Annotated in this window: 12 protein-coding genes; 8 read left to right on the top strand and 4 right to left on the bottom strand. The window is 59.8% G+C overall.

Annotated elements, in window-relative coordinates; genetic code table 11:
* Positions 1 to 17: 17 nt before the first annotated feature.
* Complete coding sequence (locus tag O9X91_RS01135; protein ID WP_269833352.1) at positions 18 to 1043, bottom strand: LacI family DNA-binding transcriptional regulator; 1026 nt, start codon at positions 1041 to 1043, stop codon at positions 18 to 20.
* Positions 1044 to 1317: 274 nt separating this feature from the next.
* Between O9X91_RS01135 and O9X91_RS01130 the strand changes: the two genes are divergently transcribed.
* The 8 genes from O9X91_RS01130 to O9X91_RS01095 all read left to right on the top strand — a co-directional run bounded on the left by O9X91_RS01130 (position 1318) and on the right by O9X91_RS01095 (position 8995).
* Positions 1318 to 2679, top strand: coding sequence for an ABC transporter substrate-binding protein (locus tag O9X91_RS01130; protein ID WP_269823335.1), 1362 nt, complete (start codon positions 1318 to 1320; stop codon positions 2677 to 2679).
* Between the two features lie 102 nt (positions 2680 to 2781).
* The gene (locus tag O9X91_RS01125; protein WP_077983385.1) at positions 2782 to 3795 is read left to right on the top strand and encodes a carbohydrate ABC transporter permease; all 1014 of its coding nucleotides are present in this window, start codon (positions 2782 to 2784) and stop codon (positions 3793 to 3795) included.
* 1 nt (position 3796) lies between these two features.
* Complete coding sequence (locus O9X91_RS01120; protein ID WP_142912768.1) at positions 3797 to 4957, top strand: carbohydrate ABC transporter permease; 1161 nt, start codon at positions 3797 to 3799, stop codon at positions 4955 to 4957.
* Positions 4958 to 4994: 37 nt separating this feature from the next.
* Positions 4995 to 6650, top strand: a complete 1656-nt coding sequence (gene bglA, locus O9X91_RS01115) for a beta-galactosidase BglA (RefSeq protein ID WP_269833351.1) — start codon at positions 4995 to 4997, stop codon at positions 6648 to 6650.
* Between the two features lie 20 nt (positions 6651 to 6670).
* Positions 6671 to 7759, top strand: a complete 1089-nt coding sequence (locus tag O9X91_RS01110; RefSeq protein WP_077983382.1) for an ABC transporter ATP-binding protein — start codon at positions 6671 to 6673, stop codon at positions 7757 to 7759.
* Between the two features lie 239 nt (positions 7760 to 7998).
* The gene (locus O9X91_RS01105) at positions 7999 to 8355 is read left to right on the top strand and encodes a hypothetical protein (RefSeq protein ID WP_162520486.1); all 357 of its coding nucleotides are present in this window, start codon (positions 7999 to 8001) and stop codon (positions 8353 to 8355) included.
* A gap of 125 nt (positions 8356 to 8480) precedes the next feature.
* Positions 8481 to 8744: a type II toxin-antitoxin system ParD family antitoxin gene (locus O9X91_RS01100; protein WP_142912770.1), complete on the top strand. Its 264-nt coding sequence runs from the start codon at positions 8481 to 8483 to the stop codon at positions 8742 to 8744.
* A complete protein-coding gene (locus tag O9X91_RS01095; RefSeq protein ID WP_373692759.1) occupies positions 8741 to 8995 on the top strand; it encodes a type II toxin-antitoxin system RelE/ParE family toxin in 255 nt (84 codons plus the stop codon). Before O9X91_RS01100 ends, O9X91_RS01095 begins: the two co-directional genes overlap by 4 nt.
* Positions 8996 to 9123: 128 nt before the next feature.
* On the opposite strand, the gene O9X91_RS01090 is transcribed toward O9X91_RS01095, so the two are convergent.
* From O9X91_RS01090 to pgl, 3 genes are all read right to left on the bottom strand, one after another.
* The gene (locus O9X91_RS01090) at positions 9124 to 10488 is read right to left on the bottom strand and encodes a metallophosphoesterase (protein ID WP_142912771.1); all 1365 of its coding nucleotides are present in this window, start codon (positions 10486 to 10488) and stop codon (positions 9124 to 9126) included.
* 196 nt (positions 10489 to 10684) lie between these two features.
* On the bottom strand, positions 10685 to 12505 hold the full coding sequence (edd, locus tag O9X91_RS01085; protein ID WP_077983378.1) for a phosphogluconate dehydratase: 1821 nt from the start codon (positions 12503 to 12505) through the stop codon (positions 10685 to 10687).
* A gap of 125 nt (positions 12506 to 12630) precedes the next feature.
* Positions 12631 to 13329, bottom strand: a complete 699-nt coding sequence (gene pgl, locus O9X91_RS01080) for a 6-phosphogluconolactonase (protein ID WP_142912772.1) — start codon at positions 13327 to 13329, stop codon at positions 12631 to 12633.
* Positions 13330 to 13335 lie beyond the last annotated feature (6 nt).

Below are 13335 nucleotides of genomic sequence, written 5' to 3'. Positions count from 1 at the left end.
CGGTTGGAAACGGCCGGCTACGCTTTCGGAGCCGGCCCCGTCGAGGCACGCACCACCAGTTCCGCCTTCCAGAGTTCCTGATGCGGTTCGGTCTGGTTGAGCTTGATCCGGTTGATCAGGCGCTGGCCCACCCGCACCCCCGCCGCCCGGAGCGACGAACGGGTGGTGGTCAGCGGCACGGAGAAATTATCCGGCTTCAAAAGCGGCAGCACGTCGTCATGGGCGATCAGCGAAATATCCTTGCCGGGTTTCAGGCCGCGCTGGTTGAGAGAACGGATCGCGCCGAGCGCAAGCGCGGTACTGGCACAGAGAATGGCGGTCGGCTGTTCCGGCCGTGACAGCAACGCTTCCATGCCGAGATAACCTTCCTCATCGGTCATGCTGCTGTGTCTCTTGTTGTTCGCATGCAATGTCAGGCCATGTGTCGAAAGCGCCTTTTCCACCCCGAGACAGCGCCGATAGGTGAAATCATAACCCTCCGGGCCGTTCAGCAGCCCGATCCGCGTGTGGCCAAGCTGGAGGAGAAGCTGGGTCGCATCGCGAAACGCGCCCTCATTGTCCACGTCGAGATAGGGATAGTCCTCCTCCACGCCGACGGAGCGGCCATGGACGAGGAAGGGCAGGGAGAGCGACTGCAACATGGCGATGCGCGGGTCGTTCTTCTTCATATAGGCGAGATAGATGCCATCGACGCTGCCGTTTGTGGCGAGCCCCCGCAGAGCTTCGCGCTCCTTTTCCGGCTCGGTGGGCATGATCACGAGATGAAAGCCGCTGCGCGACGCCTCTTCACCGAGGCCGCTCAGGAATTCGCCGAAATGCACGTCGGAACGGTGGTGTTCGCCAATCGGCATGACAAGTCCGATGGAGCCGACCTTGCCCGTCGCCAGCCGTTGCGCTGCCGCATTCGGGCGATATCCCGTCTTTTCGGCAGCTTCCATGACGCGGCGGCGCGTTTCGGCGCTGACCTCCGGATAGCCGTTGAGCGCCCTGCTGATGGTCGTCTGCGAAATGCCCAGCAGTTGCGACAACTGTTTCAGGTTCATGTCTATAATTTCCTCCATGCGCGCGCCTAAGAATACGGCAAAGCCTCTCCTCAATTCCCAAAGCGCTTTAGATTTTTACCAGCCTCCACTGCATTTCTCAATCGAAAAGGATAGCCGCCTTCCGAATTAAATATGACTATTTATAAGGCGCTGCAACGTTTCCGAACAAAGAGCCTCTTGACTCTGTCTTAATGACAATGAGATGAATAGGCAGCCAAAGCGCTTTGATTGGAGAGGACGCTTTGAGCCTTTTATGTGATGGGAGGTAAATCACATGCAGAAGACTCTTTTGGCGACAGCTGCCGTCATGGCTTTGCTGTCCGGTGCGGCCTTTGCCGCCGACCTTAAATTTGCACCCGGCGGCGACGCCAAGTTCAACTGGAAAAGCTACGAGGACTTCAAGGCGGCCCATGCCGACCTGAAAGGTCAGACGCTGACGATTTTCGGTCCGTGGCGTGGTGAAGACGAGGCCCTGTTCCAGTCGGTGCTTGCCTATTTCGCCGATGCGACCGGCGTGAATGTCCGTTATTCCTCGTCGGAAAACTACGAGCAGCAGATCGTCATCGATACGCAGGCGGGTTCGCCGCCCAATATCGCCATCCTGCCGCAGCCCGGTCTTCTGGCCGATCTGGCGGCCAAGGGCTTTCTCGTGCCGCTCGGCGACGAGACCGCCAATTGGGTCAAGGAAAATTACGGCGCTGGCCAGTCCTGGGTCGATCTCGGCAGCTACAAGGGCAAGGACGGCAACAAGGCCTATTTCGCTTTCCCCTTCAAGGCGGATGTGAAGTCGCTCGTCTGGTATGTGCCTGAGAACTTCGAGGAAGCGGGCTATAAAGTGCCCGAGACCATGGAAGACCTGTTCAAGCTGACGGACCAGATCGTTGCCGATGGCGGCACGCCCTGGTGCATCGGCCTCGGCTCCGGCGGCGCTACCGGCTGGCCGGCGACCGACTGGGTGGAAGACCTGATGCTGCGCACGCAGCCGCTCGACGTTTACCAGAAATGGACGACCAACGAGGTCAAGTTCACCGATCCGGCCGTGGTCGAGGCGATCAACGAATTCGGCAAATTCGCCAAGAACGAAAAATACGTCAGCGGCGGCGTCGCGGCCGTGGCCTCCACCGACTTCCGTGACAGCCCCAAGGGCCTCTTCGACATTCCGCCGAAGTGCTACCTGCACCATCAGGCGTCGTTCATTCCGTCCTTCTTCCCTGAGGGCACCAAGGTCGGCACGGATGCGGATTTCTTCTACATGCCGACTTACGCGTCCAAGCCTGAACTCGGCAAGCCGGTTCTCGGCGCCGGCACGCTCGTCACCATCACCAAGGAAGCGCCTGCCGCCAAGGCATTCGTTGAATTCCTGCAAACGCCGATCGCCCACGAGGTCTGGATGGCTCAGTCGAGCTTCCTGACGCCCTATAAGGGTGTGAATGTCGATGCCTATGCCAATGAGCAGATGAAGCGGCAGGGCGAAATCCTCACGACTGCGACCAGCTTCGGCTTCGATGGTTCCGACCTGATGCCCGGCAAAATCGGCGCCGGCGCGTTCTGGACCGGCATGATCGATTTCGTCGGCGGCAAGTCCGCCGACCAGGTCGCCGCCGATATCCAGAAGGCCTGGGACGGCCTGAAGTAAAATCGGATCAGGCCCGGCGGTTTGCTGCCGGGCCTTAACCAACGGAACGGCCCCGACGACCGCATAAATCAGCGCGGCGCGGAGAGGATCAAGGGAGGGAACATGGCTCAACAACTCGTGTCAGCCATCGGCGTCATGGTGGCGGGCGTTTTTGCTTGCGCTGCCTATTATTGGCTATCCGACAAGGCGCTGCAGGCGATCTTTCCCGTCCGCTCGGGAGACGTCATTCACGCATCCCGCAATCTCAATCGCCGCGCCGCCGTCCGGCCCTGGCTGTTCATTGGCCCCGCGTTGATCCTTCTGCTGGTCTATCTGGTGTACCCTGTCATCGCCACGCTGATCCTGTCCTTTTATGATCGGACCGGCAGCGAATTCGTTGGGCTTGCCAATTATCGCTGGGCGATTTTCGATGCCGGTTTCCGCCAGTCGATCTTCAACAATATCCTCTGGCTCGCTGTCGTACCGGCCGCCTGCACCTTCTTCGGCCTCGTCATCGCTGTCATGACCGACCGCATCTGGTGGGGCAACATCGCCAAATCCATCGTTTTCATGCCGATGGCGATCTCCTTCGTCGGCGCGTCCGTCATCTGGAAATTCATCTACGAATACCGCGCCGAGGGGCAGGTGCAGATCGGCCTGCTCAACGCCGTCGTCGAATTTTTCGGCGGCAGCCCGGAAGTGTGGATTTCCATGCCCTTCTGGAACAATTTCTTCCTGATGGTGATCCTCATCTGGATTCAGACCGGTTTCGCCATGGTCATCCTGTCCGCAGCCCTGCGCGGCATTCCGGAAGAAACCATCGAGGCGGCGGTCATTGATGGCGCCAATGGCTGGCAGATTTTCTGGAAGATCATGGTTCCGCAGATCTGGGGCACCATCGCCGTCGTCTGGACGACGATCACCATTCTCGTGCTCAAGGTCTTCGATATCGTGCTGACCATGACCAATGGCCAATGGAACACGATGGTTCTCGCCAATCTCATGTTCGACTGGATGTTCCGCGGCGGCGGAGACAGCGGCCGAAGTGCCGTCATCGCGCTCATCATCATGGCGGCCGTCACCCCGATCATGGTCTGGAACATCCGCCAGGCGAACCGCGAGATGGAGGGCCGCTGAGATGAATATCGTCAAACGTCTTCGCCGCGTCGGTCTGCCGCGACTCATCGTCCATGCCAGTGTTCTGGTCGTTGTGCTTCTCTGGCTTCTGCCCACGCTCGGCATTCTTGTCAGCTCGCTGCGCGACAAGGACCAGATTACCGTATCCGGCTGGTGGACGGCCTTCTCCAGTTCCGAACAGACCTCGGCAGTTCGTCTCGCCGATGCTTCCGTGCAGAAGCAGGACGGCAGCCGCTACGTGATCTCCGGCAACGTCTTTGAAAACGGTCAGGGCGGCAAGGTCGCCGCCTTCGGCGTCCGTGTGCAGGAACCCACAGCCTTCAAAGCCGGGGAGGCTGCCGATATCGGTGATGGCGAGACACTTCTCGTCAATTCGGACGGCAGCTACGAATACAGCAAGGCCTCAAGCTTCGAGGGCTCTCGAGGCAAGCGCGTCTATATTTCCGTCGCCACGCCGCCGGTCTTCACGCTCGATAATTATCGCACGGTCCTGACCTCGGAAGGCATCGGTCAATCCTTCGTCAATTCGCTGACCGTGGCGGTGCCGGCAACCGTCATCCCGATCCTGATTGCCGCCTTTGCCGCCTATGCGCTGTCATGGATGAGCTTTTCCGGCCGCAATCTCTTGATTGCCATGGTGGTGGGCCTCATCGTCGTGCCGTTGCAGATGTCGCTCATCCCGCTTTTGCGGCTCTATAACGAAATCGGCACCATCTTCGGCGTGCCGTCCAAGACCTATGCCGGCATCTGGCTGGCGCATACCGCCTTTGGCCTGCCGCTCGCCATCTATCTGCTGCGCAACTATATTTCCGGCCTGCCGAAGGAGATCATCGAAAGCGCCCGTGTGGATGGCGCGAGCGATTTCGAAATCTTCGTCAAGATCATCCTGCCGCTGTCCTTCCCGGCGCTCGCCTCCTTCGCCATATTCCAGTTCCTGTGGACCTGGAACGACCTGCTCGTCGCCATGGTCTTCCTTGGCACGCAGAAGAACGAACTCGTGCTGACGGGTGCGCTCAACGCGCTGCTCGGCTCGCGTGGCGGCAACTGGGAAATCCTTACCGCCTCGGCCTTTGTTACCATCATCGTGCCGCTTGGCGTTTTCTTTGCTCTTCAACGTTATCTCGTGCGTGGCCTGCTGGCAGGCTCCGTCAAGGGAGGCTGATCAATCCATGAACGCCCATACCTCACAGGACACTTCCATGACCGCTTCGGTGACTTCCGCTTTGACGCCCAACAAGGATTGGTGGCGCGGCGCCGTTATCTATCAGATCTACCCGCGCTCCTATCAGGACTCCAATGGCGACGGCATCGGCGATCTCAAGGGCATCACCGACCGGCTGGCGCATATCGCCAATCTGGGTGCCGATGCGATCTGGATTTCGCCCTTCTTCACCTCGCCGATGAAGGATTTCGGATACGACGTCTCGAATTATGTCGATGTCGACCCGATGTTCGGCACGCTTGCCGATTTCGACGGGTTGATTGCCGAAGCCCACCGTCTGGGCATCCGCGTCATGATCGATCTCGTTCTGTCGCACACGTCCGACCAGCATCCGTGGTTCGTGGAAAGCCGCGCCAGCCGCAACAATCCGAAAGCGGACTGGTACGTCTGGTCTGACGCCAAACCGGATGGCACGCCGCCCAATAACTGGCTGTCGATTTTCGGCGGTTCGGGCTGGCAGTGGGACCCGACCCGCATGCAATATTACATGCACAACTTCCTGACCTCGCAGCCGGACCTCAACCTGCATAATCCGGAGGTGCAGGAAGAGCTGCTTGATATCACCCGTTTCTGGCTGAAGCGCGGCGTCGACGGTTTTCGCCTCGATACCATCAATTTCTATTTCCACGACCTTGAGCTGCGCGACAACCCGGCGCTGGCGCCGGAACGCCGCAACGCCTCCACGGCACCTGCCGTTAATCCCTATAACTTCCAGGAACACCTCTACGATAAGAACCGCCCGGAAAATATCGCGTTCCTGAAGCGCTTCCGCGCGGTGCTGGACGAATTCCCTGACATCGCCGCCGTGGGTGAAGTCGGCGATAGCCAGCGCGGTCTCGAAATCGTCGGCGAATATACGTCGGGCGATGACAAGATGCAGATGTGCTACGCCTTCGAATTCCTCGCACCGGACGCGCTCACCCCGCAGCGCGTCGCCGATGTGCAGGCGGATTTTGCGAGAGCCGCGCCGGAAGGCTGGGCTTGCTGGGCCTTCTCCAACCACGATGTCGTGCGCCATGTCAGCCGTTGGGGCGAGCATGTCGAAGATAAGGACGCCTTTGCCAAGGTGCTTTCGGCGCTGCTGATGACGCAGCGCGGTTCCGTCTGCATCTATGAGGGCGAAGAACTCGGCCTCACCGAAGCCGATATCGCTTTCGAGGATTTGCAGGATCCCTATGGCATCCAGTTCTGGCCGGAATTCAAGGGCCGCGACGGTTGCCGCACGCCGATGGTATGGGATGCCGGTCATGCGCAGGCCGGTTTCTCGACCGCCGACAGGACCTGGCTGCCCATTCCGGCCGAGCATAAGCAGCGCGCCGTCAGTGCCCAGCAGGGCAATGAAGCATCAGTGCTTGAGCACTATCGCCGTTTTCTGGCTTTCCGCAAAAAACACCCCGCTTTTGCCAAGGGCGGTATCGAATTCCAGCCGGTTGAGGGCGAAGTGCTGAGCTACACCCGCACGCTCGGCAACGAAACCGTGCTATGCCTCTTCAATCTCGCCGCAACGCCGGCAAAGGCCACGCTGCCGGAAGGGAACTGGGAGGTTCTTGAAGGCCACGGTTTTGCAAGCGGTCTTGAAGGCAGAAGCGTAGAACTTCCGGCATGGGGCGCATTCTTCGCCCGTTACGCCTGACAGATGAGGGAGGAACACCCATGACAAGTCTCGTTCTCAAGGATATCCGCAAATCATACGGGCAGGTGAAAGTCCTGCACGGCATCGATCTTTCGATCGAACAGGGCGAATTCATCGTTTTCGTCGGTCCGTCCGGCTGCGGAAAATCGACGCTGCTGCGCATGATCGCCGGGCTGGAGGAAATCACCGGCGGCGAGATGTTCATCGACGGCCAGCTCGTCAACGAAATCCCGCCCTCGCGTCGCGGCATCGCCATGGTGTTCCAGTCCTATGCGCTCTATCCGCATATGACAGTTTACGACAACATGGCCTTCGGCATGAAGATCGCCAAGGAAAACAAGCAGGAAATCGACCGCCGCGTTCGCGCCGCCGCCGAAATCCTGCAGCTGACGCAATATCTGGAGCGTCTGCCAAAGGCACTCTCCGGTGGCCAGAGACAGCGTGTCGCCATCGGCCGCGCCATCTGCCGCAATCCGAAAGTCTTCCTGTTCGATGAGCCGCTCTCGAATCTCGATGCGGCGCTGCGTGTCGCCACGCGCATTGAAATCGCCAAGCTCAACGAGCAGATGGCCGATACGACGATGATCTACGTCACCCATGACCAGGTGGAGGCGATGACGCTGGCTGACCGTATCGTGGTTCTGAATGCCGGCCGCGTGGAGCAGGTCGGGGCGCCGCTCGAACTTTACGAGAACCCGGCCAATCTCTTCGTGGCGAAATTCATCGGCTCGCCGGCCATGAACATCATCGAAGGGAAGATCGTCGGGACCGGCGAGCGGACGTCGATCGAGCTGGCCGGCGGCAAGACGCTTGCCGTCAATGTTCCAACCCCCGCATCCGAACAGGGCAAGGCCGCAAGCTTCGGTGTGCGGCCGGAAGATCTGAGCATCGTCACCGGTGATGATTATCTTTTCGAAGGGAAAGTGTCGATTGTCGAGGCTCTGGGTGAGGTGACGCTTCTGTATCTCGAAGCGCCGAAGGGCCAGGAGCCCATCATCGTCAAGGCACCGGGCATTGTCTCGGTCGCCAAGGGGCAAACCCTGCGTTTCGCCGCGCCGCAGGAAAAGCTTCACCTCTTTAATGCCGAGGGCAAGACCTACCGCGTCTGATTGCAGTCGACCCCCAAAACACCCCGGAACGTCCTCGTTCCGGGGTGTTTTGCGGAGCTTTTTACGGTTGTGGAAAAATAACGGAAATGTCCCGCTCTCGGTCTGTTTAAGACTGCGCTGATATGAATTGTTAAAGACTATGACCTAGTCTCGATCCATTGATCGAGCATGGGAGTCTGGGCGTGCAGAGCGGTACGGGTGTCATCAGGAACCATTACCTGAGCAAGGAAGAATCCTTCATGTATGACCGCGAAAACCGGTTCCGCATGGAAGATACCATGAATGCGGCACGCATCGAATATACCGAAAAGGCCGTGATGCACATGGCGGCGCGCCGCTGCGATGTCATCCGCATCTCCCAGACCGAAGCGGTGCTGGCGCTGCTGACGAAATACAATCTGCCGAACCAGTTCTATCTCGATATTCCCGACGCTCGCATCACCAAGATCGGCTGCGTGATGTTGCGCGTCAACGCCAATAACACGATCCACGTCCGCTTCCTGCGCATGCTGACACAGAAGGAACTGGACCGCATTTTCGTGTTCAGCACACATCCCGCACACAGGGAACGCAAGCTCGATATCAGGTCGTTCTGAGACCATCTGCGGATCGGCGAAAATGGTTTAACCGGCTGTTTCGACCCTCCGCATCACCCCGTGTCATATCCAGCCGTTGCTAACTATTATCACGGGATGATATAGGTGGTGGAAAGGATATGGCTATGGCAAGCAGTGCAAATCTCGGTCGTCATCTGGAAACTTATGTTTCAGACCTTGTGAAGTCGGGGCGTTATAATTCTCGCAGCGAGGTGTTGCGGGAGGGTGTTCGGCTGGTGGAAGAGCGTGAGAAGAAACTCGCCGCTCTTGATCTGGCAATTGCGCGCGGACTTGCAGACGCAGATGCGGGACGCGTGACGCCAATCAAGGACGTTGCATCGCAACTTAGCGCGAAGTACCGAAAAATTGCGGAAGAAAGCGGGCTGTGATCGTCGTTCTCACCGACGAGGCCAAGGCAGACCTTGACCGCATCGGTGATTTTATTGCGGCTGATAATCCGCGACGCGCAGAAACATTCGTTGTCGAATTGCTGGACCGATGTTCAAGGCTGGCGGAGATGCCTCGTGCTTATCCGCTGGTGGCCCGTTACGAGCAAACCGGTGTTCGTCGCCGTCCCTATGAAAACTACCTTGTTTTTATCGTGTTACCGGAACACGGGTTGAAATTCTGCACATTCTGAACGGTGCATAGGATCACGAATCCTTCCTCTTCCCGCAAGACTGATTCACACATCGATCCCGAAAACGCGGCATGAATTAAGAATTTGCAGGCTCTTGCCGACTGTCTCTGCCTTCGATGCCTGTGAGCTTAAGAAAGCCCGCCCAGAACCGTCTGCTTCAGTTTCACATCCGGCACCTCGGTGAAGGTCAGGTCGCCGCGGCCGAAATAGGATTTCTGGTTGGTCGCGGACCAGTCGTTGCAGACCAGCTTGTAGCGCCCTTTCTTCTCCGGCTTTTCCGGCATGGCGTAGAGATAGTCGCCAGTGCGCGCTGTGAGCGGAATGTCGCCATCCTGGTTGCATCGCTTGAGGATTTGCGCTAGCGCCTCGCCGTCCACTTCCGTCACCATCAGCTTGCCGTCGAAACGCAGCGAGGCGTTGAAATCGTAACGGCGAATCTCGCCCTCGGGCAGGCCCGCACCGAAGGAGGTGTGGCCGACGAAGCCGACATCCGCGCCAGTTTTGGCGGCGATAAGCTGCGCCACATGGCGGCCCGCCTCGTCGACGGTCATCGCCTTCGCCGATTTGCCGACAACTTCCCGTTCTTCCGCAGTCAGGTGTTTATCAAGCGTCTGCTCGATCAGGGCCTTGAGGGCAGGGGATGCGGGAGCGCCGCGATCGATGGAGATCGTCTCGATGGCCGCAGCCTTGCCGGGAGCCGCAATGGTCGCCACCGTCATGGAGGTGCACCATGAGCCGGTATGGACATAGCGGGTGGCGCCCTGTTCATGCACGAAGCTCAGATGGTCATGGCCGCCGACAAGCAGGGTGCCATCCGGCAGCAGCGGCAGGATATCACGGTCTGCGACGACGCCGGCATGGCTGAGAACAATGTTGATCGCACCGGGTTTGACGATGCCAGGAAGATTGGCCTTGGCCCATTCCACGGGCTGCGGAATGTCGAGCATTTCGCGCGTGGCCTTCGGGTAGGTGTTGATCGCATTGGTGGCGAAGCCTGCCACGACGACCCGCTGCTCCCCGAAGCTCACCTCGGCGCTATCAGCCGCATAGAGTTTGCCGCTGCGCTTGTCGATGATGTTGGAAAGCACGGTTATGCCGAGCGCCTGGGCGCGGCTGACGAAATTGGCAAGATCATTGTCGATATCGGGTTCATGATTGCCGATATTGATGACCGTGGGGGCAAGCTTGGCGAGCGTCGCAAGGAAGGTCCATTCGATTTCGCCGGCCGAACGTGTGGCTACCGCGTTGCCGAGTTCGAAAAGATCGCCATTCAACAGGATGATGTGGGGCGTCTTGTCGGCGGCGATACGCGTTTCAATGGCCGCGAGAAGCTGGCCGATACGCTCATAGGCCGAGTGCAGGTCGGAGATGACGATGGCGCGAAGGGCTACATCCTGCGCCATAACGGGCGTCGCCGCCACCAGCAGCGGCAGCATGGCGGTGCCTGCCATAAGCTTCAGCACGTCGCGGCGTTTGCTTGAAAAAATCGTCATGTCATTGCCCCATCATCCGAAACTGCGCCGTCGTCCACGGTCGGCTGGAGAAGGCCCTATAGGGCGATCGTCACAGCCGCATGACAAGTCTGACGTTTAGGATGTGGGAAATAAAGCGGATTCTGTCGGTATCCCGGCGACACCGCAAAGCAGGGTTGAAAGGCGAAAGCCGCATCCGGCCTTCGCCTCCACAAAATCAATGGAAGAGCACGCTGGCGCCCTGATCGGCCGGGCCGGCATTGCGGCGGAAAGGGGCGAAAAGTTCGCGACCCATGCCCCATTCATTACCGGAAAGATCGGCCCGCGCCGGTTCGCGTTTTGCCAGCTCGGCGGCGGAAACCAGCACCTCGAGCGAGCCGGAAATGGCGTCGAGACGGATGATATCGCCGTCGCGGATGAGCGAGATCGGGCCGCAATCGGAAGCCTCAGGCGTGACATGGATGGCGGCAGGCACCTTGCCGGAGGCGCCGGACATGCGCCCGTCGGTCACCAGCGCCACCTTGAAGCCGCGATCCTGCAGCACGCCAAGCGGCGGCGTCAGGCGGTGCAGCTCCGGCATGCCGTTGGCCTTCGGTCCCTGGAAGCGGACGACGGCGATGAAATCGCGGTTGAGCTTGCCGTCCTTGAAGGCGTCCTGAAGTTCCTGTTGGTCGTGGAAAACGATCGCCGGTGCTTCGATGATATGGCGTTCCGGCTTGACGGCGGAAATCTTGATGACCGATTTGCCGAGATTGCCCGTCAGCATCTTCAGGCCGCCCGTTGGCTGGAACGGGGTTTCGATGCTGGAAAGAACCTTCGGGTCGTGGCTCTGTTCGGGTGAGGGCTGGCGGGTGACGGCGCCCTTCTCGTCCAGCAGGGCATCCACGGTGTAGGCTGCAAGCCCCTGTCCGAAGACTGTGCGAACATCGTCATGCACGAAGCCCTGCTTCAGCAGCTGCTTGATAAGGAAGCCCATGCCGCCGGCGGCGTGGAAATGGTTCACATCCGCAAGACCGTTGGGATAGACGCGGGCGAGCAGCGGCACGATGTCCGAAAGATCGGAAATATCCTGCCAGGTGAGGATGATGCCGGCGGCACGCGCCATGGCGATCAGATGCATGGTGTGGTTGGTGGAGCCGCCCGTCGCATGCAGGCCGACGACACCGTTGACGACCGACCGCTCGTCGATCATCTCGCCAGCGGGCGTGAATTCATTGCCCTGCGCGGTGATGGCGAGAGCTCGCTTGGTGGCCTCGCGGGTCAGCGCGTCACGCAGTGGCGTGCCGGGATTGATGAAGGACGAACCAGGCATGTGGAAGCCCATGATTTCCATCAGCATCTGGTTGGAATTGGCGGTGCCGTAGAAGGTGCAGGTGCCGGGGCCGTGGTAGGATTTGGATTCCGCTTCGAGCAGCTCGGCGCGACCGACCTTGCCTTCGGCATAGAGCTGCCGAATGCGCGACTTCTCGTCATTCGGCAGGCCTGACGTCATCGGGCCGGCGGGAACGAAGACCGCGGGCAGGTGACCGAAGGCGAGGGCCGCGATCACGAGGCCGGGCACGATCTTGTCGCATACGCCGAGATAGAGAGCCGCATCGAACATGTTGTGCGACAGACCGATACCGGCAGCCATGGCGATGGCATCGCGGGAAAACAGCGAAAGCTCCATGCCGGGCTGCCCCTGGGTCACGCCATCGCACATGGCGGGAACCGCGCCTGCCACCTGCGCTATGCCGCCGGCCTCCCTGGCCGCATCACGGATGATCGCCGGGAAGGTCTCATAGGGCTGGTGAGCCGACAGCATGTCGTTATAGGCGGTGATGATGCCGAGATTGGGAACCCGGTCGCCGGCAAGGATGTCCTTGTCGGCGGGGGAACAGACGGCAAATCCATGTGCAAGATTGCCGCAGGAAAGCACGGAACGGTGAACGCCTTTGGAAACCTGCAGCCGCAGCCGCTCGAGATAGGTCTCGCGGTAGGGCTTGGAGCGTTCGACGATGCGGGCGGTAATGGCCTGAATGCGGGAATCGGCGGACATGGGCGTTCATCCTGTTCGTTGGTCGGCAACCGGCGTTCCGGGAGGTGAGCGGCCGGTTGTCGTGGTTCAGTCTTCATGTCTTCGGGGCGCGTGTCGCGGGCCGCAGAGGCGGCAACCGCACTGGCTCATGGCGCCCAGTATATATCCACGGGCGTTTCCGCCCGGTTCAGCACGGCACGGATCGGCATTTCATCCTCATCCTCACCGGACTGTGCTTTCTCCAGCGTCGCCTTCTTGGCCGCACCTTCGATATGCAGCACCAGAAACTCGGCATCGTGCAGGCTGGAGAAGTTGAAGGTCAACCGCTCCTCGCCGGCATTTTCCGCCGCCATGGTCAGAACGCCGCGCGGTTCATCGAGATCGAGCGCTTCGTAGAGATTGTCTCCACCGGGGAAGAACGATGCCGTGTGGCCATCCGTTCCCATGCCGAGAATGACGACATCGAAGGGATCGCAGATCGCTTCGGTCTTGACCGTCGCAAGGGTTGCGGCATCTTCCGGCGAGGCCGCCGGCTGGAACAGCGGCACGAAATAAGCCGCCTTCGCCTTGTCCTGCAAAAGGTTTTCGGCGACGAGACGATGGTTCGACCGGTCGCTTTCGGGCGGCACGAAACGCTCGTCCACCAGCGTCACGCTGATATTGGGCCAGTCGAGATCGTGTTTGGAAAGCGCCTGAAAAAACAGCTTCGGTGTCGACCCGCCGGAGACCGCAATGCTCGCGGTCCCCCGTTCCTTGGTTGCCGCATCAAGGCGTTTGGCAACCTCCGCGGCAAGCGCGGTCGCCAGCGCTGAGGGAGTGTCGAAGACGTGAATGGTTTCGCTCATCGCGCG

The organism is Agrobacterium salinitolerans, assembly GCF_027498475.1.
Lineage (GTDB): Bacteria > Pseudomonadota > Alphaproteobacteria > Rhizobiales > Rhizobiaceae > Agrobacterium > Agrobacterium salinitolerans.
This window is presented reverse-complemented; position numbering and strand designations above follow the sequence as displayed.